Here is a 20,899-nt window from a genome sequence, read left to right as displayed (position 1 = left end):
ATGAAGGCAGAAACTTCCTGGAACACACTTCACGCGGGTGCCCCGGCATGCCGCGTATCCGTCATCATCAAGGCGCTGAACGAAGAACGGCACATCGTGGCGACCGTGAAAAGCGCGCTGCGTGCAGTCGCCACAGTGGGCGGCGAGGTGGTGCTCGCGGACTCGTGTTCCACCGACCGCACGGTGGAACTGGCACGGCCTTACCCCATTCGCATCGTGCAGCTTGCCCATGCCAGCGAGCGTTGCTGCGGGGCGGGCCCACAGCTGGGTTACCAGCACTCGTGCGGCGAGTTTGTTTACATTCTCGACGGCGACATGCAGATGGCCGAAGGATTTCTGGAGCGCGCGCTCGCCGTCATGATCGGGCACCCCGATATTGCCGGTGTCGGTGGCCGCGTGGTTGAACAAAACATGCACAGCCTGGAATACCTGGCGCGCGGAGAGCGCCAGTCCGCTCACCTCTCGCCCGGCAGCGTCGACCGCCTCGATGGCGGCGGCCTGTACCGGCGCAGCGCGATCGAGGCCGCGGGGTATTTCTCGGACCGCAACCTGCACAGCTACGAAGAATTTGACCTGGCGGTGCGGCTGCGCACCCTGGGCTGGCAGCTTTGGCGCCTGCCGGTGGATGCGGCTTCTCACTATGGGCATGATGCGCCGCCATACGATCTGCTGATGCGGCGCTGGCGCAGCCGTTATGTTTGCGGCCTGGGTGAACTGGTCCGCGCCGCGGCCGGCCAGCCGCGCCTGCCATTGGTGGTGGCGGGCCTGCGCGAGTTGCGGATTTACCTGGCCGTTCTGGCCTGGTGGGCCGTGTTGCTCAGCATGCCCTTCTGGCCCGTGTCCGGGACCGCAAGCCTGGGATTGTTTTGCGCACTGGCCGCAGCGCCTTTCCTGTTGATGGCGTGGCGCAAGCGCTCGGCGACCAAAGCGATTTATTCCGTGGTGTCCTGGTGCTTCAACGCCGCCGGCCTGGTGCGAGGCCTGCTCCGCGCGCGCCGGCCCGCGCATGAACGCATTTCCAGCCACATCCTGAAGGAGCCCACCGGCATTCCTTCGCAACCGGCGCATGGCGTTTCCCCATGAGAAACGAAACTGTCCCCAGCACGGATCGACCTGGCAGAGATCGCGTATGACCCAGCAGTTCACCGGCGTTCAAATCCTGCGGTTCATTGCGGCCATGCTGGTCGTGGTGATGCACATTACCCAGGCCATCTCGATTCACATCACCGGCCAGGGGCCCGGTCACTATTGGCACGCCGGCTCGGCCGGAGTGGACATCTTCTTTGTGATCAGCGGCTTTGTCATGGCCATGTCCACCCGCAACACGCCTACCGACAGCGCAGGCCGTCTGGCGGCGGCCTGGGTCTTTATGAAGCGCCGCCTGCTGCGGATCGCGCCGCTCTACTGGTTTTATACCCTGCTCAAGGCGGCCCTGCTGCTGGCCCTGCCCACCCTGGCATCACGATCGTCGGTGGAGCCCGGCCATCTGGCGGCATCGCTGCTCTTCATTCCGGCCACGAGCCCGTGGGGCTTCATCCAACCGACGCTTCCCGTCGGCTGGACGCTCAACTTCGAGATGCTTTTTTATGCGGTGTTTGCGCTGGCCATGGCACTCGGCGCACCACGCATCAGGTTCTGCCTGCTGGTATTCCTGGTGATTTTTCTGGCCGGCAGCTACCTGCCCGGCGCGGTGCCGCTGGCTTTCTATGCAAACTCCATCGTGTTCGAATTCATCCTCGGTGTGTGCATTGCGCATCTGCTGCTGCATGGCCGCACGGTGGCGCCGGCCCTGGGGCCTTTTGCCATGGTGGCCGGTGCGGTGCTCATGTTTGGCGTGGGCGGGCAAGACCCGACCGACCGTCTGCTGACATGGGGCGCAGGAGCGGCGCTGGTGGTGCTGGGCGCCGTCTGGCTGGAGCCCTGGACCGCGCGTAGCCGCCTGGCTTCGCCGCTGTCCTTCCTGGGAGATGCCTCCTACTCCATTTACCTCTCGCACACGTTTGTGGTGCCGGCGGGCGTGCTGGCACTGAGGTGGCTGGGTGTGCAAAACGGCCTCGTCATTGTGCTGGCAGTGGGCCTGCTGGTGATCGTGACCGGTTGCCTTTCCTATGTGTGGCTTGAACGCCCCATGACCGATTTTCTCAAACGCATCCTGTTCAGTCCGTCCCGACTCTCTTATCAACATCCCGGAAAATAAACATGCGAAGTGAACCGATGCCAGGCACAGCCGTCCGCGAGCTTGAGGGCCGCTACATCTACATTGCCTGCCCCTGGACCCCGAAGGGCGGGGGCATGTTCAAGGTGGCCGACTACCTGATCCAGGCCCAGGCATTTTCCACGCCCGCAGGCGCTGCCGAATTGCGCCCGCTGGATACGCGCGGCGGTGCCAACGCGCTCTATTCTTTCTGGGTGCTCGCAACCGCCCTGGCCCGGCTGGTACGCGGGCGGCTCGACGGGCGGCTGGCCGGCGTGCACGTCAACATGGCCGAGCGGTTGAGCCTGTTTCGCAAAAGCGCCGTGATCGTCGCGAGCCGCGCCCTCGGTGTACCGGTGGTGTTGCACCTGCACGCCGCGCAATTGCATCACTTCTACCGGACCCTGCCGAGCCCGCTGCAGGCCCTGACGCGCTGGGTCTTTTCACTGCCGGCCAGTTGTGTGGTGCTTGGAAACGCCGCAAAAAGCTTCGTCATCAACGAGTTGCGGGTGCCGGCCGATCGCGTGGAGATCGTCATCAACGGCGTTCCAGAACCCACGGAAGCACGGCGCAAAGTCGTTGCGCATGCGGTGCAGCGTGTGCTCTTTGTCGGCAACCTGTCGGAGCGCAAGGGGGTGTCCGACCTCCTGCAGGCCCTGGCCCTGCCCGGTTTTGATACCGCCCGGCTGGAGGTGTGCCTGGCGGGCGGCGGGGATATGCAGGCTTACCAGGCCACGGCCCGGGAACTCGGCATTGACCGTTTCGTGCGCTTTGAGGGCTGGTCGGATCAACCCAAGGTAGCGCGCCTGATGGCCCGCGCCGACGTTCTGGTGCTTCCCTCTTACGACGAAGGCCTGCCCCTGGTCATCCTGGAGGCACTGGCCAATGGGGTTGCAGTGGTTTGCAGCCCGGTCGGCGAAATTCCCTCGGTGCTGACGCATGACGTCAATGCCTGTTTCGTCCGGCCCGGTGATGTGGCCGGCCTCGCGGCAGGCCTGCAGCGGGTGTTGCAGCAAGCGGAACTGATGGAGAGGCTGGGACGCAACGGACGCGCGCTGTATGAACAGCAATTTTCCCTGACCCGGTTTTTTGCCAGCGTGGCACGGGTTCACCAGCGCCACTTCGGTATTGCCGGCCAGCCCCGGCACGCCAGCAGCGCCTCCCTGCAGGAACAGTCACCATGATCATTGATGCCAACAGCATCCAGAACGGCGCCGAGCTGCATGCCGATGTCTGCGTGGTGGGTGGAGGCCCTGCGGGCATCGCGCTCACGCTGTCGCTGTCCGAGCGCGGCCTGTCGGTGCTGATGCTGGAGTCAGGGCAACTGGAGGAAGACAAAAAAACGCAGTCACTCTATGAGGGCGAGGTCGCCGATGAGCGATTGCACAGCCCGCCCGACAAGTACCGGCAGCGGCGACTGGGGGGCTCGTCGGCGATCTGGGGTGGCCGGTGCATGCCGTTTGACCCCATTGACTTTGAAACACGCAGCCATGTACCGCACAGCGGCTGGCCGCTGTCGTATGACGATCTGCTGCCCTATTACCCGCAAGCCAATGCGCTGGCCGAGGCCGGGCGTTTCAGCTATGACGCCGGTGAAGCATTCGGCCCGCAACTCGAGCCCCTGATCCGCGGCTTTGACAGCCCGCGCGTGCGCACCAGCGGGCTCGAGCGGTTTTCCTGCCCGACCCACTTCGGCACCCGTTATGCCAAACGGCTGCAACTGGCGCCCGGCGTGCAGGTTCTGCTCGGCGCCAATTGCACCGCCGTCCGGCTGCAGGCCGACGGGCAGGCAGTGCGCAGCCTGGAAGTTGCCACCCTGGCTGGCACGCGGTTTGTGGTCACGCCGCGCGCGGCGGTGCTGGCTGCCGGCGGCCTTGAAGCCGCGCGCCTGCTGCTGGCCTCGCGCGATGTCACACCCGCAGGCGTGGGCAATTTCCACGACGTGGTTGGCCGCTATTACATGTGCCACATCGCGGGCAATGTCGGCACGCTGACCATCGACGGCCCGACCCGCAACGTGCGGCACGGCTACGAAGTGGCACCGGAAGGCGTTTACTGCCGCCGGCGACTGTCGGTGACAGCGGCAGAGCAGCGGCGGCTGGGGCTGGCGAACGCGGTGGCGCGCCTGCACTTTCCGCGCATCACCGATCCGGCGCACCGCAACGGCGTGCTGTCCGGGTTGTTTCTGGCGCGCAAGCTGATCAGCTATGAATACGGCAAACGGCTGAACGACGGCAACGCCACCTCGCCGGGGCGCTACGCCCGCCATCTCTTCAATGTGATGGCCGACCCGATGGACACCACGGCCTTTCTCGGGCACTGGCTGCTTCGGCGCTCGCTCGCCGAGCGCAAATTCCCGTCGGTGATCCTGCGCAACCGCACCAACCGCTTCAGCCTGGAGGTGCACGGTGAGCAGATGCCGCAAGCCGGCAGCCGCGTGACGCTGACCGACAAGCTCGATGCCCTCGGCATGCCGCAGCTGCGCGTGGACTGGCGCTACAGCCAGGCGGACATTGATTCGGTCCGTGGCACGCTGGACGTGCTGGTGCAGGAGTTTGCACAAAGCAGAGTTGGCCGCTTTGACTACGACCGCGACACACTGGAAGAAGACATCATGCGCTTTGGCGCTTATGGCGGTCACCACATCGGTACGGCACGCATGGGCCGCGACCCAAGCACCAGCGTGGTCGACGCCGATTGCCGGGTGCATTCGGTACGCAACCTGTTCGTGGCGGGCAGCGCCGTGTTCCCCACCTCCAGCCAGGCCAACCCCACGCTCACGCTGATTGCGATGTCGCTCAGGCTGGGTGACAGCCTGGCGCGGCGCCTGCAGGCAGAGCATGCCGCGCCCCTGGGAGAGTGCGCATGAAAATACTGAGAGTCCTGGTGCTGGGCGGGTCCGGCCACATTGGAAAGCAGCTTGTGGAGACGCTGAAGAACACGGCCTGGGCGATACCGGTCAGCGCCTCGCGCAGGACTGCCGGCGCGGGCAACGGGAGCGTCGAGACCTTGCGCGTGGACAGCCGTGACCTCCAGGCGCTGACTGCGGCGCTGGAAGACTTTGACGCCGTGGTCAATTGCGTCGCGGGCGATGCGCGCTCGATTTCCGAAGGCGCGCGGGTACTGGTGCAGGCCGCATTGGGCACGCGGTGCCGGCGCATTGTTCACCTGAGCACGATGTCGGTCTATGGCCCCGTGGAAGGTGTGGTCCGCGAAGACGCAACACTTGACCCCAGCCTCGGCTGGTATGGCCAGGCCAAGTGCGATGCGGAAAAACACATGGGCGAATTTACACGCCGCGGCGGTGAGGCCGTGGTGCTGCGGCCGGGCTGTGTTTTCGGCACTGGCAGCGAGTTGTGGGTCGGCCGCGTCGGGAGATGGCTGCAAACCGGCCGGCTCGGCGACCTAGGCGTGGCGGGTGACGGCTGGTCCAACCTGGTCCATGTGGACGACGTTTGCCAGGCGCTGATAGCCGCGCTGCAGCTGCCCGTCAGACCGGGCGACATGCCGGTCTTTAACCTGGCGGCGCCTGACAGCCCGCGCTGGAACGACTATTTCGTGGACCTGGCGCTGGCACTTCAAGCCACGCCCGTGCCGCGCATCGGGCCGCGCCAGCTCCGGCTGGTCGCCCTGCTGGCCGGGCCGCCGCTCAAGGCCATACAACTGGCATTCAAACGCATGGGCAGGCCGACTTCCGGTTTGCCGGACCCCATGCCACCCGGACTGCTTCGCTTGTGGGCCCAGCATATTCACCTCGATGCCGCGCTGGCAGAGCAGAAGCTGGGAGTGACCTGGACACCCTACGCTGCCAGCCTGCAAAGTTGCGCAGACTGGTTTACAGGGAACACGGCGCAGCGCTCCCCGCCCTTGGGCAATGCTGTATGCACGCCCTGAAAGCCGATACCTACCGCGTATTCGGGCGCTCCAGCGGGTGGCTGGTGTTCAAGGGCATCCTCTCGAACCCGGCATTTCGCGTGGTGGCCACCTTGCGCTGTTGCCAGGCGGCCGACCGATGTGCCGTGCCGTTGCGCTGGCTGCTGCTGACACCCGCCAGGCTGCTGCATCGCCTGGCGAGCCAGCTGGCGGGCATTGAATTACCCTGGCGAACCTCGGTAGCCCCCGGCCTGGCATTGACCCATGGGCGGGGAATCGTGGTGAATGCCGGAGCCCGCATTGGCAGCAACGTGACCCTGTTTCACGGCGTCACGCTCGGGCAGCGCGACCATATCGACAACGACGGCCGCCGGCTCACCACCTATCCCGTGATTGAAGACGAGGTCTGGATCGGCCCGCACGCCATCGTGGTGGGCGGCGTTACCATAGGCAAGGGCAGCCGGATTGCCGGCGGCGCCTATGTGTATGAAAGCATTCCACCCTACAGCATGGTGCTCGGCAACCCGGGCAAAATCGTCAAAAACAATTGCGTGCCTGATGTCGACAACCGTTATGTGGCCTGACTGGCCTGACCTTCGCGGCTGCGGGCCAGCATCAACCGCGGCGAACCGATGCCAGGCGTACGGCCCGCGACAAAAACAGCGGATTGCCGATCACATAGCGCTGGAACAGGCGCTGCGGCTCCATGGCCAGACGAAACATCCACTCCAGCCCCAGCCTTCGCATCCACATTGGCGCACGCGGTGTTTTGCCGCCGAGAAAGTCGACGATGGCTCCGCCGCAAACGATCAGGCAGGGGTGAGTCAGCGCCGAACGCAGCGCTGCCGCCACTTCCTCCTGCCGCGGCATGCCCATGCCCAGCACGATCAGCCCGGGCTGTTGCGCCTGCGCCAGAGAGGTATAAGCGGCGATATCGAGAAAACCATGCGCGCTGACGTAGGAGCTGCTGGGTGCCAGCTTGCGCGCAAGGACATTCAGGCACCGCTCCAGGTAGGGATTCTGCGTTCCGAACACGGCAATGCTCCGGCCGTCAAACTGCCTCACCAGCTCGGGAATAAAGTCGGTGCCATTGAGATTTCGACCGGGCGGCATGCCAAGAAGCTTGAACAGGGTTGCCATGCCCGAGCCGTCCCTGAGCACCATGTCGGCCGATTGCAACGCGGCAAAAAAGGGGCCCGAGGCGGCAAGGGAGTTCATGGCGTGCGCATTGGCAAAGGCCAGCACAAAAGGCCTGTCGGGACGGCTGAGACGGGCCAGCAGACGCTGCTCGTCCGCGGGCGTTTGCACACGCTCGATTTTGTCGATGAGAAAGGCCCACCGCTGCTGCCAGTCCCTGGAGGCTTTCAGGTGACGGCTCAACATATCGCCACCCTCCAGGCCACTTCCCCGCTATCGACGCTACGGGCATTACCGGCGCACATCACATGCTGAGCCCCGAAAAAACGCGTCCCCCATCGCCCTTGCGCAGCGCCCGTACCTGGGCGGTCCTGACCGTGATCCTGGCGGGCGCCGGCCTGTATACGCTGGGCGCCCAGCCCTTCGCCGCCGGGCTGTTTCCAGCGCCGTGGGACAAGCTCGCGCATGTGGTGACATTTGCCCTGATTGGCAGCGCCACCGGTGTAGCCAGCGGTGCGCGCGGCTGGCGCAGAACAGCGTGCTGCATTGCCGGCGCGGTCGCGATCGGCGTGCTGGACGAGTTGCACCAGGCCTATTTGCCGGGACGCATCGCCAGCTGGTCCGACCTGGCGGCCGACGCCATGGGTGGCCTCTTGGGCGCCGTGTTGCTCACTGCCGCCCAGGGAGCGATATGCAGGTGGACTGCCAGGCATCATTGAAACCTCATCAAGCATCGTTAAGCACCGACCCGACCAGGGTCACCCCATATTCGCGCAGACCCTGGGTGAGCTGGGCCATTTGCGGCACGGAGCTCTTGTTTTGCCGCGCCACGATCAATGCGGCCCCTGCGCGAACCGCCACGGTGTGGGCATCAGCACACCTGCTGGCCGGCGGCGTGTCAATGATGATCACATCAAATTCTTCGCCGAGCGACTGCAACAACCTGGAGAATTCCTGCCGGCCCAGCAGCTCCTGTGGGTTGGGCGGAATGGTGCCGGCCGGCAATACCGACAGGTCCTGCAGCGCCGCAACGCCGACCACGGCTTCCGGCCCCGCCCGGCCCGCGAGCATGTCCGACAGGCCGGCACGCTTGCCGAGATTGAAGAGGGTGTGCTGGCGTGGGGACCGCATATCCGCGTCTATCAACAAGGTGCGCTCGCCAAGCTGGGAAAATACGATGGACAAGTTGGCGGCAAGGTAGCTGCGCCCTTCCCCGGGGCCCGCGCTGGCAATGGCAAGCCCCTTGCGGTCCGCACCGGTATCGAACCAGCGCAACATCAGCTGGCTGCGCAAGGCGCGCAGCTGCTCCACCGAACGACTGGCGGGCTGGTGAGCCGCGACGAGTTCGCGGCTCAAATTGCTTTCGCGGGCAATATAAGGGTAGTCAAACTGTACGGACAAGGCATAACGCACGTCATCGTCGGTCAACAGACCCAGCGCCATGCCGGCATCGCCAAAGCGCGCACCACCTTCCCGCTGGGCCCGCAGGATGCGCTCGGTATCGGCCAGTGACAGCCGGCCCGCGTCGACCAATATCGCACCGATGGAGCGACCCGCGCCGACCGCCGGCTTGCTCGGCAAGGTCAGGGGAACTGGCCGGATGAGTGGGGAATCATTTCTCTTCATGCTGTGCTTCCGTTACCAAGGGCCAGGCGACCCGAACCGGAGAGCCGGCGGCCGCCACTGGAGCTGATGCTGGCCAGCACGGGCAGGTCCAGCATCTGCACCAGGTCTTCCGTGGACCGCACACGGCGGTTGGCCAGTTCCAGCAACAAGGCACAGGCCACACCGAGCAATGTTCCGCCAAAAGCCGCAATCAGCAGATTGAACAGCAATTTCGGGCTGGAGGGATTGGCGGGCGCTGTGGCCGTATTGAGGCGGACCACATTGGTCTGGTTGGTCAAGCTCTGCAAACGCGTCTGCGAGGCGCTCTGGCTGACCGCTTCATAGGCGCGCTGGGCCGCCTCGACGTCGCGACGATACACATTGAGTTCGTCACGCTGCTTGTTCAGCATGAGCACCCGCGACCTTTGCGCGCCGACGGCAGCCTGCAATTCGCCTTCGCGGTCCTTGCCCACACGATAGGCCGTGTCGATCGAGGCTGAAATGCGCCCCGATTCGCTGGCAAGCCGGCTCTTGAGGGAGGCCAGTTCAGACTCGGCACGCTGGCGCACCGGATGATTCGCCCCGAGATTCACGCTGGTCTCCTGCACCTTGGCTTCGAGCCGCGCGATGTCGGCCTTCAAACCATTGATCAGGGGGCTCTGCATGACCTCCGCGACGGTGTCACCGCGGGAGTTGCGCTTGCTCTGGCTGTCCGTGGTTTGGCCTTGCACGACGGTCAGTTGCGACGAGAGTTCGCTCAGCTTGGTCGTTTCGTAGTCAACCCGCTCGTCACTGGAGACGATGCCGGCTTTTTGCTGGAAATCGGACAAACGGGCCTGGGCCACTTCAAGCTTGGCCCGCGAGGCCTTGGTCTGCTCGTCAAACCATTCCGCATAGATGCGGGCAGGTTCTGTCTTCAGCGCCAGATTGATATCCAGATAGGCCTGGGCAAAGGCATTGGCTATCTGGGCCGCAGAGTCCGGCTCGCCGCCCTTGTACGTGATGTTGATCACATTGCTTTCCCGTGCAGGGTGCACATCCAGCCGTTTTTGCAGCGAATCAACGATCCAGGCCTCCATCGTGCCCCGTCCTTCAGTCGCCTCCAGCCACCGTTCCCGCGTACCCGGGTTTTCGTCCAGTTTGAGCATTTTGATAACGCGCTGCGCCACGCGGTCGCCGCCGATGATGTCGACCTGCGTTGCCATATAGCTGGGGGCAACAAGGCCCGGCACGGCAGCGCCGGCTACCGGGTCGGGTGACCGGATATCAACCAGAACCGCGGTCTGGGCCACGTATTTCTTGGGCAGGACCAGGCTGACCGCCAGTGCCGACAGCACGGCAACCGCAATGATCGTCAAGGCCACCCGGTAACGGGCCCGCAGGATCAACAGGAATTGATGGAGTGTCATGGCAGCTTAAAAGAGGCTTTCACGAACATAAATCACGTCTTCCGCCCGAATCTTGTCCGTGAGCTGGGGAACGGTTTCCACCACCTTTCCGGATGCATCACGGCGGTGCAGGCGCAGGCGGTTCTGGCTGCCGCGCACAGTGGGCCCGCCCCCCTGGGCCAGCGCCTGCATCACCGTCATGCCGCGCTCAATACGGTAGGGGCCGGGTCGCTGCGCTTCGCCGTAGATGTAGAACATCGGCGCCTTGTTCACATAAAGCGTGTCGCCGGCGGCCACCAGGATGTCCTCTTCCGATTTCTCGTTCAGGAACAGCGCCGGAATGTCGATGACCTTGCGGAAAGGCTTGCCGTCACGCTGGCCGGTGATGATCAGCACATCATCCCCCGTCGGCGTCGCGCCGCCGGCTGCCGCGAGCATGTCGCTGACACGGGTGTTGAATGTTTCGAGCGGGAATCGGCCAGGCCGGCTCACCTGCCCCMAAACCGCCACCTGGTTGCCCCGCACCTGCCGCAAAACGATATTCACCTGCGGCACCTTGACAAAGCCCCCGGTACGCAGCGCATCGGCAATTTTTTTCTCGGCCTCGCCGATGGTCAAACCACCCAGCTGCACGCTGCCAATCAATGGGTAGCTGATCACCCCGCTTTCGGAAACACGGGCGTCAACCGTGAGGTCCGGGCTCTGGTAAACCTGCACACCGATCGCATCGCCCGGCCCCAACCGGTAATCCTGGTTGTCCGGCGCCGCCGGTACTGACGGACCCGATGGCCCCGACGGCACGGAAGGCGCGACCGCAGCCCGGACGGCTGGAGCCGTCTGTGCAGTCGTTGCCGTCTGTGCCAATGCAGCCATGGCGGAAAGAGAAAGTACTGCTGTGGCGAAATACCTGATCAAGAGGGGTTTCATCTTGGCACCTTTTTCGTGAATTGAATGTTGGAAGAATGGGTCAACGTGCGGCGAGAAAGCCACGTAAGGGCCTTGGCCCACTAAAAGCTTGCGAGCGCCGAAACGCCAAACACATTGCTCGTGTAATCAAACCCCGGTGCGTTGGACGTGCGTTTATCGCGCTGGGCCGTTGCCATTAACTTGAGCGCACGAACTGGCTGCCATTCGAGGATCAGGGAAGCCAGCCTGGTGGTGTCCTCGCGGTCGGTGGCCATAAAGCCTGGCAATGGTCCCCGGTAATCCCGCAAGCCATGGTCATAACGCAGTCGTATGGCGGTTTTTTCCGTCGGTTTCCAGGTCGGCGCAATGAAGAAGCGGTAGCCCTGGTAATAGCTCGACGTCGTCGTCTGGTAACTGCCCATTTCACGTGCCAGGCCACCCGTGATACTGGTCTTGCCGGTCACATCCCAGGTTGCGTCGACCTGGCCAATGACGCCGGAAAAATCCCGCGCGGAGAGTCCATCGTGGGCACGGTCAAAATGCGAAAGCCGGGCCTTCACCGTGGTTTTCCCTGTGGGCGCCCAGTCAAGCCGCAATTCATGTTCGCGATCGGTAAAGTCGCTGGCAGACACCGCCGACAATGTGCGGCCTGGATATTCGCCCTCGCCATTCTTGAAACGATAGGCCAGCGACGTACCCGACGGCCAGACATGCCGCACACCGGCCTCCGCACCGCGTATCTTGTAGTCGGCTTCAAAAGTAAAAGGCTGGCTGCTGGTGCTGGTGCGTTCGAAAACGCCCCCGAGGACACGCCAGGCACCGTCGAGTTCGTATTCCGCATCGAATACTGTCGATCGGTTCGTCCGGCGATTGAGCTGGCCAGTGTTTTGCACATCCGCCGTGTTATCGACATACTCCCGCCGGTCCGTCGTCAGATTGCCGTGGAGGGCCGGAGTGAAACTCCAGCGCCATGCCGCACCATAGTTAAACGCCGTGAAATCCAGATTCGAGAAATTCCTGTAGTTATGCTTCTCGGCATTGGCCTCCAGCTCAAAACGCTGCAAGCCATAGGGCTTGCTCACCTTGAAACCCGCCGTCGTCACGGCGATGGTGTCTGAACGACCTGACGTGCCCAACAGCGCCTGGGTGTCCGCCGAGTCGGACAAGCGAAACACGTTGCTGTCGTGCTGGACACTTTGCCCGGCCTGGAACTGCAGGGTGTCCAGCTCGTCCGCGTACGCCCCCAGCGGAAGCAGACCCATCAAGGCAAGCGAGCCCAGCGGGATCAGTGCGAAGTCTCGCGAGGAAGGCGGGCGGCCAAGGCTGCGCCGGATTTGAGGAAACGAATCAGTCAGGGTGCCCCTCCGGGGTTGAATCGCAACGCGTTGATTGAGGAGTAAAGATGTTAGTTTCATAGGAATGTGTAGGTTGTGAAATAGCTCTTTTGCACTACTGGGCACATTGACGCTTTGACGCTTTGACGCATTGCATCCCCATCCGTTTCAGTATGCGGAACTGTCTTTGAAAACAAGCCGCACGGTCTTCAAGATAATGAACAGGTCGAGCTGCAACGACCAATTTCTCAAATAATCAAGATCGCAGTCAATGCGGGCCTCCATCTTGTCCAGGGTGTCCGTTTCGCCGCGCTGCCCATTGACCTGGGCCCAACCGGTAATTCCGGGCCGGACCTTGTGGCGAACCATGTAGCCCTTGATCTGGGTCCGGTACATTTCGTTGTGCGCAACCGCATGGGGACGGGGCCCGACAATACTCATGCGCCCCTGCAGGACGTTGATGAATTGCGGCAGCTCATCGAGCGAGGTTCTGCGCAGGAAGGCGCCCAGCCGGGTGACCCGCAGGTCATTTTTCTGCGCTTGCTGAATCGTGTTGCCGTCTTCGGTCACGGCCATGGATCGGAATTTATAGACCAGGATCTGCTCGCCATCCAGTCCGTAGCGCCGTTGCTTGAAGATCACCGGCCCCGGTGAGTCCAGTTTCACCGCCAGCGCAATCACCAGCATGAGGGGAGACACCAAGAGCAGTATGAGCAATGACAACACAATGTCGCTGGCTCGCTTCAATGCGCCATTGACACCACGAAACGGCGTATCGCAAACGGATATCACCGTGACACCGCATACCGAATCGCTTCGGCCCTGAATCAGGTCCGTCACAAACATGTCGGGCACAAAATAGATGGAGGCGGTGGTGTCCTTCAAGCCGTCAAGGACATGCAAAATGCGTGGCCGCGAAGCCATCGGCAATGACAGGTAAATAAACTGGACCCGGTGCTGTTTGACGTAGGCCGGCAGGTCATCGATTTTGCCGATCAGCCCCTGCTCGTCCTGTGCGACCCTGCGCTCTTCGCTGCGGTCATCAAAAAACCCCAGCAGCTCGATACCCGAGTAGGCCGACCCGGCGATATGCCGGGCAAGGGACACGCCCTGCTCGTTCATACCCACAATGACCGCGCTTCGGGGCGGGCCCTGCAACTTCAGCAGTTGGGGAGCGACAGCTCTAAGCCCGAGGTGTGCAGCGATCTGGGCCACCGGCGCAATCCATAACCAGTTGCCCACCACGGGCAGGGACAAGCTGTAAAGGTATTCCGTGGCAACACCTGCCAGCAACAACAACCCGGCGATCCAGAGCCAGTGAGTGGCGATATTGAGCACGGCTTTGCCCGCCGGCAGGCGAAGCTGGGAAGTGCCCGGAAAAGACAGAGAGAACACGATGACCGACAGGATCAGGTAGGCCGGGCTTACCTGGTCTTCAAGGTAAAACGCCAACGCCCACAGCGAAAATACCAGGACCAGAGGCTCCAGCGCGGCTTCGATGGCGATGAAAATATAGCTTCTGCCCAACCCCATGGATCGGGGCTCACGACGGCCCAGCCAGGCTGAAGTCGATGCCGAATTGACCGGGTTGAATTCAGGCATCGAGTGCCACCCTCGTTACCTTGGAAACTGCCTGTGTGCGATTGAATACATTCAGTTTTTGAAAAATGCGCTGCATGTGGTTTTTGACTGTGAATCCACTGATATTCAGAATGGTTCCGATCTCCGAATTGGTCTTGCCCATGGCCACCCACGCCATGATCTGGGTTTCACGTTCACTCAAGCCACAGGAGTCCTCCGGGGCACTCCGCGCAGGCGGCGATGACTGACGAAGCTGTTGGTGCTGTTGCGGCAAGTGCGTGACCTGCCGCAATGCGGTGTCGATATGGGGCATCAGCACGCCCATGGCCGTCGTGGCGGGCTCGGCGGGAATTTCGCCTGCCCTTAACAGCACATAGAGGCACTCATGGCGGCCTCTTTCATCGCAGATCCCATGTATCAATACAGAGCGCATCGTGCGCAACACGCTGGAAAAGGAACCAGCCAGGCTGGCATTGCCCAGCAGGTACGCAAATTCACCGAAATCCAGACGACAGGGTTTTCTCTGCGCCGCGACCCAACTGTCGTGAAACTTTCCCAACAGGAACGGAAGCACCTCCGTGCCCGCCGCATAAGAGCGCACGCCAGGCCGACTGGACAGGACATCGTGGTGTATCGAACCCTCCCGAAAATCCCCCCATCCGGCGAGCAGGATGTCATGAGGCAGGTAATGCTGGACGTCGCCCTGCAACCAGTTCAACAAGTCAATATGCCGCCATCCGGTCGCTACGGCCTGACTGATCAACTTCAAATAACCCTCGGCCGCAGAATTTTCGCCTGTGGGCGATATAGGAGACTTCATTTTTCACCACTTCCCGGTTCATTTTTTTCATTCGTTGACCAACATTGAAGTGGCCGCAATAACAACTGGACTCATGATGGGGGATGCTCCTGCCAGGACAATAGAAGGATGGCTGACAATCCATGTAGGAGAGAAAAACGGTGGCCTGTAGGCCATTACCGCGGGCCACGTCGGATAACGCCCTGCTGCGTCTTCACTGTTTCCCCGAACGCGGCCGGCCATGCGCTTGACCTCACCGACTCACCTGCCGGCAAGGGTGGTCTTCCTACGACTTGCAACAGTTTGCCTGTAGCATTTTGCAACCATCAGGCCTTATCGATGCCTCTTCAGATTACGCTAGGTCCTTTGATTTTTCAGCGGGGTGCAAGGGCCAATGAGCAACAGCAGCACAAAAATGAAACGCAGCATTGAGGTGGATACCTTGCGGGGCATCGCGTGCGTGCTGCTCGTGCTTTTTCATGTCGTGGGTGATACACCTGCCGTGGGGTTGAGAATTCCGGAGGGACATTGGCTGCAGGTGGTCAATGAAGCGCTGGCCTATGTCCGGATGCCGCTCTTTTCCTTTATCTCGGGCTACGTCTACGGCTTTCGTCCCTATCAAGGCCATCCGCTGGGTTTTATCAAAGGAAAAGTGCGGCGGCTTGTGCTGCCCCTGGTCACCGTGGGAACCCTTTTTGCGGTTGTCCAGGCCGTCACGCCAGGTGCCAATGCGACTGTTGACCACTGGTGGCTGCTGCATATCGAACCCGTTGGGCATTTCTGGTTCCTGGAAGCGCTTTTCATTGTCTTTTTGATTGTTCTTTTGCTGGAACACCTGGGCGCCCTTGCTACCGGGGCCGGTTTCGCAGCAGTCTGGATCGTTAGCGCGATGATGTTTATCTACTTTCATCCGCCCAACTACTTTGCGGCTCGCGGTGCGGTCTACCTGCTGCCATTTTTTCTGGGTGGGCTGGCCTGCAAAAGATTTGAGATCGGGACCTCCACCGCACGCCTTCTGGCAGCCGTGGTCTTCATCGGCGCCGCAGTGGTTGCCATGTCATTTCCCCAGGTTTCTGAACAGGGAGGCTCCCTGCCCGCCCTCGCGCTCGGCATTTCCGGCGTCTTCCTGCTGCTGAGGAGTGGCTGGCGTTCGGAGAATCTTGCCTATATCGGCTCCTTCTCATTTGCCATTTATCTTCTGCATGTTTTTTTTACCGCCGCAAGCCGTATCTTCTTTCAGAAGCTCGGGATCACGGACACCTACGTGCTCATGGTGCTCGGCCTTGCCTTCGGTGTCGGCGGCCCCATCGTTTCCGCGCTGGTCATCGGCCGGTACCAAGGCCTCAACCTGTGGTTGCTGGGAAGCAATGCAAAAATAAAAGCGACAGCCACCTGACACCTGACACCTGACACCTGCCGCCGCGGCGCACTGAACTGCCGCCGCGCCGCCCGCCACGCACCAGCCGGTTGTTGCACACCCCCGCACGCTAAACTGCAATACACCATGTGGTGCTTCGCAGGGCAGGCCTCATGCATCCAGTTGGCGGGCACTGGCACACCACAGACACATCGCAGACATCAGCAGAGACATCAACAGAGACAACCTCCATGAACATCGTCATCACAGGCGGCGCCGGATTTCTGGGCGCCCGGCTCGCCCGCGAGCTTCTCAAGCGTGGCCAGCTTGCACTGGCCGGCGCCGCACCGCAAACCATTCAAACCATCACACTGGTGGACCGCGCGGCACCGCCCGCTGATTTGGCGGCAGACCGGCGAATTCGTTCAATGGTGGGCGACCTGAACCAGCTCCTGGAAGCAAATCCGGCCGCAACCCCGGCCACAGCCTCCGTAGTACGGCCGGAAGACGTCATCATTTTTCATCTCGCCGCAGCCGTCAGTGGCGAGTGCGAGGCTGACTTTGACCTCGGCATGCGCAGCAACCTGGACGCTACACGGGCGTTGCTCCAAACCTGCCGCGCGCTGAAGACCTCCCCCACCTTTGTATTTGCCAGCTCACTCGCCGTCTTTGGCAATTCACCGGAACAACCCTTGCCTGCGGTGATTGACGACAGGACGCTGCCCACGCCGCAAAACAGCTATGGCATCCAGAAATTCATCGGAGAGCAGCTGGTGGCCGACTACGCCCGCAAAGGCTTCATCCGGGGCCGCAATGTGCGCCTGATGACCGTCAGCGTACGGCCTGGCCGGCCCAATGGCGCAGCATCCAGCTTTCTGAGCGGCATGATCCGCGAGCCGCTGGCAGGCGTACGGGCAGCCTGCCCGGTGCCGCCGGAAACAGCCGTGGCCCTGTCTTCGCCAGGCCGCACGATTGACGGGCTGATACGGGCCGTGCAAGCCAGCGATGCCGAATGGGGCGCCCGCACCGCCATCAACCTGCCGGCGCTCAAGACAACGGCCGGCGATATGGCCGCGGCGCTGGAACGCGTGGCAGGCAAGCAGGTTGCGGCACTGATCGACTGGACGCCGGACCCTGCGGTTGCAAAAATCGTCACCAGCTGGCCCGCCCACATCGATGCCGTCCGCGCCCGCGGACTCGGCTTGCAGCCCGACCCCGACTTTGAAACCATCATTCGTGGCTATGTGCTCGAAAACCCCAATGTGGCGGCTCTGGCTGAGCGGACATAATTCAGAGTTGTATGATAACTTTTGACTGGCCGGAGGCCCGTCAGAACGACACCCCCCCCGGAGACGACATGAAACTTTCAAAACTGCTTATCGGTATCACCCTGGCCACGGGGTGTATTGCCGCGCAGGCACAGACCATCCTGAAAATCGGCTACGCAACCACCAAGGAATCCCATTACGGAGTGGGTTCCACCACGTTCTGCGATGAAGTCGAAAAGAACACACAGGGTCGCTACAAATGCCAGCAGTTCCCCAGTTCTGCACTGGGCGGAGAGCGCGAGCAAATCGAAGCGGTGCAACTTGGCACGCAGGATCTTGTGAACACCTCTACCGGCCCTGTGGGCAACTTTGTGCCCGAAGTCAAGATTGTTGACATTCCCTTCCTGTTTCGCGATTACGACCATGCACGCAAGGTGATGGATGGCCCCATCGGCCAGGACATCCTGAGCAAGTTCCCGAGCAAGGGCATCATTGCGCTGGGCTGGACGGAAAACGGTTTTCGCCACATGACCAACAGCAAACGCGACATTGTCAAACCCGCCGATGCCGCCGGCCTGAAAATGCGCACCATGGAGAACAAGGTGCATATGGATGGCTACCGGACTTTCGGCATTCTGCCCACGCCCATGGCCTTCCCTGAGCTGTTCGGCGCGCTACAGCAAGGTACCGTGGACGGCCAGGAGAATCCCATCCCCGTGATCCTGTCTTCCAAGTTTTCGCAGGTCCAAAAACACCTGTCGCTGACCGGTCATGTGTATTCCCCGGCCTTGCTGTTGCTGTCCCCAAAAACCTGGAACAAGCTGTCCGACGCCGACAAGAAGGTATTTGTCGAAGCAGCTAAAAAGGCGGGTGCCGCCCAGCGCAAAAAGGTCAATGACGACGAGAACAACGGTATTGCCCAGCTGGAAAAAGAAGGCATGAAAGTCACCAAAGTAGTCGACGGCAACGCCTTCCGGGAAGCACTGAAGCCGGCCTACGCCAGCTATGCCAAGGAGTTTGGCGCCGACAATATCAAAAAGATCCAGGACGTACGCTAAGCGTCGAAACCCTGGCGCCGCCCGGCTTTATCCGGGCGGCATTTTTTTGGAAGGCTCCAGCCCGTCGCACCTGGCGATCACCGCCAGCAGAATCAGGCTGAACAATCGAGAACAACAGTGAAGACCTTCGAACGCTATTTCCTCAGCGCCAACCGCTGGGCGCTGATTTTGCTGCTGGCGGCCATGGCCGTCATCATTTTTGTCAACGTGGCATTGCGCTACCTGACCAACCAGTCGATTGAATGGGCCGAAGAAGTCTCCCGGCACATGATGATCTGGCTGACGTTTCTCGGTGCCGGACCGGTACTTCGGTACGGCGGCCACATCGCTGTAGAAAATCTCCAGGATGCGCTGCCCCGGCCATTGGCCATCATCACGCGGGCTGTCGTGGCTGCGCTGCTGTTCGCCTTCTTCGGTTTCATGATCTGGTATGGCTGGCTGTACATGGGCCGCACCATGTTTCAGCTGACGGCGGCCACGCAGATTCCGTTTGCCTATATTTACGCGGCCATGCCGGTTGGCGGCGTGCTGCTGGTCGTGCACTGGCTGCTGATCGTGCGGGTTTATGTGCGCGACCGGCTGTTTGCCGTAGACGCGCATTTTGATGCGACTGCGAGTGCATCCCTATGAGGGCCGCCGGACCGCTCCAAGACCCGAAGGCCCCCTTGGGGCTGGAGCCTGCGGCTCCAAGCCTGCTTGAGCAGGCTTGGACAGGCGATAGAGGCGAAGCGTCTCGCGAGCCGCGGCCTGCAAGGCCTCGCGCGGCGGCCCATGCCGCAAGCGTGGGGGCACTATGAACGCCAGCCTGCTGCTGATAATTTCAGCCTGCTTTTTTCTCGCCATTGGCGTACCGGTTGCCTTTGCGCTGGGCCTTGCCACCGCCGCCACGCTGATTCTCGCGGAGAACTACCCGCTGTTTGTACTGCTAAAGGAAACCTTTACCGGCGTGGACAGCTTCCCGCTGATGGCAGTGCCGTTTTTCATTCTGGCGGCCGAGTTGATGAGCGGTGGTTCGCTCACAGAGGTACTGCTGCGCTTTGCCGGGCAATTTGTCGGCCACAAGCGGGGCGGCCTGGGTTACACCAACGTGGTGTCGCTGACCTTTTTCTCCGGCATTTCCGGCTCCGCACTGGCGGATGCCGCAGGACCGGGCTCCATGCTGATCCGCATGATGGACAAGGCTGGCTACGACCGCTCCTATGCTGCCGCCCTGACAGCAGCGACAGCCATTGTCGGGCCCATCATTCCACCGTCGATCATCATGATCATCTATGCCCTGCAGGACGATAACGTTTCTGTCGGCGCACTGTTCGTCGCGGGTCTGTTACCCGGCATCCTGATTGCGGTGGCGATGTGCGTTGTCAATTTCCAAGTTTCCAAAAAACGCAATTACAAAGGCGACGGCGGCATGCCGCCGTGGCCGGAGGTCTGGCGCACCACCTGGAAGGCAATTCCTGCGCTGCTGCTGCCAGTGCTGATTCTGGGCGGGATGCGGGCCGGCTGGTTCACGCCCACCGAAGCCTCCGTGGTGGCTGTTTTTTACGCGCTGGTCTGCGGCAAATTCGTTTACCGGACACTCGAATGGAAAGCCCTGCCCGACATCCTGGCGCGCTCTGCCCTGCTCACGGCTTCGGTGCTGATCATCATTGGCCTGTCCGCCTCTTTCGCATGGATTCTCACCATCGAGGGCCTGCCGCAGCTGATGGCGGACTGGATCATCGGGATGAATCTGTCTCCCTGGATGTTCCTGATCATCGTGAACATCTTTTTGCTGCTGTTTGGCATTTTTATTGAGCCGCTGCCCGGTGTGATGGTGTTGGCGCCGATTCTTGCGCCCGTTGCAGTCAAGCTGGGCATAGATCCCATCCATTTTGCGATGATCGTCATCTACAACCTCACGCTGGGCATGATTACGCCGCCGGTGGGAGGCCTGTTATTTGTCACATCAAACGTATCGCGTGTACCCATGGGCCCGCTGGTGCGGGAATTGATGCCCTTTCTTTGGGCGCACGGTGCGGTGCTGGTGCTGCTGACTTTCCTGCCTGCGCTCAGCACCTGGCTGCCCCATGTGCTGGGCTTCAAATAGCACCTGATAACACCCCGTCGGGTGCAAATCGCCGAATCCGGCATCCGTTACACTTGAGAGGTCAGGAGAGAGTTTTCACCGCGAAAACCGCCGAAGGCGCACGAACACCATGAAGTTAACTCCCATGGTGCACTGAACGCTCAGGCAAAAGGACTGGCAACCGTTTTCCGGCGTCTGGCGCCGGAAAACGTTCCCTACTGGAGAGAGGCCGCTTTTGAGGCGGCCCACCGAAGGAGCAAGCCTGCATCGCCAGGTGAATCTCTCAGGTAAAGTGGACAGCAGGGGCAGCGCATGACCATGGGTCATGGATTCA

At 61.7% G+C, this 20,899-nt stretch carries 19 protein-coding genes and 2 riboswitches; of the genes, 12 read left to right on the top strand and 7 right to left on the bottom strand.

The genetic code is table 11. From position 1 onward, the window contains the following. The 6 genes from AC1DUR_RS10440 to AC1DUR_RS10415 are packed head-to-tail and all read left to right on the top strand — an operon-like array spanning position 1 to position 6,651. Complete coding sequence (locus tag AC1DUR_RS10440) at positions 1-1,083, top strand: glycosyltransferase family 2 protein (protein WP_477718830.1); 1,083 nt, start codon at positions 1-3, stop codon at positions 1,081-1,083. Positions 1,084-1,129: 46 nt separating this feature from the next. Further along, entirely contained in the window at positions 1,130-2,197 is a 1,068-nt protein-coding gene (locus AC1DUR_RS10435) for an acyltransferase family protein (protein WP_477718829.1), read from the top strand. A gap of 2 nt (positions 2,198-2,199) precedes the next feature. Next, positions 2,200-3,378 (top strand): glycosyltransferase family 4 protein, encoded by a 1,179-nt coding sequence (locus AC1DUR_RS10430; protein WP_477718828.1) that lies wholly within the window; start codon positions 2,200-2,202, stop codon positions 3,376-3,378. Further along, the gene (locus AC1DUR_RS10425; RefSeq protein ID WP_477718827.1) at positions 3,375-5,063 is read left to right on the top strand and encodes an FAD-dependent oxidoreductase; all 1,689 of its coding nucleotides are present in this window, start codon (positions 3,375-3,377) and stop codon (positions 5,061-5,063) included. The genes AC1DUR_RS10430 and AC1DUR_RS10425 overlap by 4 nt, the downstream gene beginning before the upstream one ends. Continuing rightward, positions 5,060-6,088: an NAD-dependent epimerase/dehydratase family protein gene (locus tag AC1DUR_RS10420; RefSeq protein WP_477718826.1), complete on the top strand. Its 1,029-nt coding sequence runs from the start codon at positions 5,060-5,062 to the stop codon at positions 6,086-6,088. The genes AC1DUR_RS10425 and AC1DUR_RS10420 overlap by 4 nt, the downstream gene beginning before the upstream one ends. Next, positions 6,076-6,651, top strand: coding sequence for a serine O-acetyltransferase (locus tag AC1DUR_RS10415; RefSeq protein ID WP_477718825.1), 576 nt, complete (start codon positions 6,076-6,078; stop codon positions 6,649-6,651). Before AC1DUR_RS10420 ends, AC1DUR_RS10415 begins: the two co-directional genes overlap by 13 nt. A gap of 31 nt (positions 6,652-6,682) precedes the next feature. On the opposite strand, the gene AC1DUR_RS10410 is transcribed toward AC1DUR_RS10415, so the two are convergent. Beyond that, entirely contained in the window at positions 6,683-7,450 is a 768-nt protein-coding gene (locus AC1DUR_RS10410) for a WecB/TagA/CpsF family glycosyltransferase (RefSeq protein ID WP_477718824.1), read from the bottom strand. Positions 7,451-7,512: 62 nt separating this feature from the next. Between AC1DUR_RS10410 and AC1DUR_RS10405 the strand changes: the two genes are divergently transcribed. After that, positions 7,513-7,923, top strand: a complete 411-nt coding sequence (locus AC1DUR_RS10405) for a VanZ family protein (RefSeq protein ID WP_477718823.1) — start codon at positions 7,513-7,515, stop codon at positions 7,921-7,923. A 7-nt stretch (positions 7,924-7,930) separates the two neighbouring features. Here the strand turns inward: AC1DUR_RS10405 and epsG are convergent, their stop codons facing one another. The 6 genes from epsG to epsA form a co-directional block, all read right to left on the bottom strand. Then, positions 7,931-8,830: a chain length determinant protein tyrosine kinase EpsG gene (gene epsG / locus AC1DUR_RS10400; RefSeq protein ID WP_477718822.1), complete on the bottom strand. Its 900-nt coding sequence runs from the start codon at positions 8,828-8,830 to the stop codon at positions 7,931-7,933. Then, complete coding sequence (epsF, locus tag AC1DUR_RS10395; RefSeq protein ID WP_477718821.1) at positions 8,827-10,218, bottom strand: chain length determinant protein EpsF; 1,392 nt, start codon at positions 10,216-10,218, stop codon at positions 8,827-8,829. The genes epsG and epsF overlap by 4 nt, the downstream gene beginning before the upstream one ends. A 6-nt stretch (positions 10,219-10,224) precedes the next feature. Then, a complete protein-coding gene (epsE, locus tag AC1DUR_RS10390; RefSeq protein ID WP_477721531.1) occupies positions 10,225-11,124 on the bottom strand; it encodes a polysaccharide export protein EpsE in 900 nt (299 codons plus the stop codon). A gap of 80 nt (positions 11,125-11,204) precedes the next feature. Then, the gene (gene epsL / locus AC1DUR_RS10385; RefSeq protein WP_477718819.1) at positions 11,205-12,563 is read right to left on the bottom strand and encodes an XrtB/PEP-CTERM-associated polysaccharide biosynthesis outer membrane protein EpsL; all 1,359 of its coding nucleotides are present in this window, start codon (positions 12,561-12,563) and stop codon (positions 11,205-11,207) included. Between the two features lie 42 nt (positions 12,564-12,605). Next, complete coding sequence (locus AC1DUR_RS10380) at positions 12,606-14,039, bottom strand: undecaprenyl-phosphate glucose phosphotransferase (protein ID WP_477718818.1); 1,434 nt, start codon at positions 14,037-14,039, stop codon at positions 12,606-12,608. Beyond that, positions 14,032-14,838 carry an XrtB/PEP-CTERM-associated transcriptional regulator EpsA gene (gene epsA, locus AC1DUR_RS10375; protein ID WP_477718817.1) on the bottom strand — a complete coding sequence of 269 codons (807 nt, stop codon included), beginning with the start codon at positions 14,836-14,838 and terminating at the stop codon, positions 14,032-14,034. Before epsA ends, AC1DUR_RS10380 begins: the two co-directional genes overlap by 8 nt. Before the next feature lie 394 nt (positions 14,839-15,232). Here epsA and AC1DUR_RS10370 point away from each other — a divergent pair, with 394 nt between their 5' ends. The 5 genes from AC1DUR_RS10370 (at position 15,233) to AC1DUR_RS10350 (ending at position 20,586) form a co-directional block, all read left to right on the top strand. Continuing rightward, positions 15,233-16,213 carry an acyltransferase family protein gene (locus AC1DUR_RS10370; protein WP_477718816.1) on the top strand — a complete coding sequence of 327 codons (981 nt, stop codon included), beginning with the start codon at positions 15,233-15,235 and terminating at the stop codon, positions 16,211-16,213. A gap of 212 nt (positions 16,214-16,425) precedes the next feature. Continuing rightward, positions 16,426-17,463, top strand: coding sequence for a D-erythronate dehydrogenase (denD, locus tag AC1DUR_RS10365; RefSeq protein WP_477718815.1), 1,038 nt, complete (start codon positions 16,426-16,428; stop codon positions 17,461-17,463). Between the two features lie 68 nt (positions 17,464-17,531). Beyond that, on the top strand, positions 17,532-18,500 hold the full coding sequence (locus AC1DUR_RS10360; RefSeq protein ID WP_477718814.1) for a TRAP transporter substrate-binding protein: 969 nt from the start codon (positions 17,532-17,534) through the stop codon (positions 18,498-18,500). Between the two features lie 117 nt (positions 18,501-18,617). Beyond that, positions 18,618-19,130, top strand: a complete 513-nt coding sequence (locus AC1DUR_RS10355; RefSeq protein ID WP_477718813.1) for a TRAP transporter small permease — start codon at positions 18,618-18,620, stop codon at positions 19,128-19,130. Positions 19,131-19,293: 163 nt separating this feature from the next. Continuing rightward, a complete protein-coding gene (locus AC1DUR_RS10350) occupies positions 19,294-20,586 on the top strand; it encodes a TRAP transporter large permease (protein ID WP_477718812.1) in 1,293 nt (430 codons plus the stop codon). A 52-nt stretch (positions 20,587-20,638) separates the two neighbouring features. Then, a riboswitch (glycine riboswitch) is annotated at positions 20,639-20,752 on the top strand. 21 nt (positions 20,753-20,773) lie between these two features. Then, a riboswitch (glycine riboswitch) is annotated at positions 20,774-20,875 on the top strand. Positions 20,876-20,899 lie beyond the last annotated feature (24 nt).

The sequence above is a fragment of the Polaromonas sp. P4_F4 genome, assembly GCF_056401355.1.
Note: the sequence above shows the minus strand (reverse complement) of the source record. Positions and strands in the feature narration are given on the sequence as shown.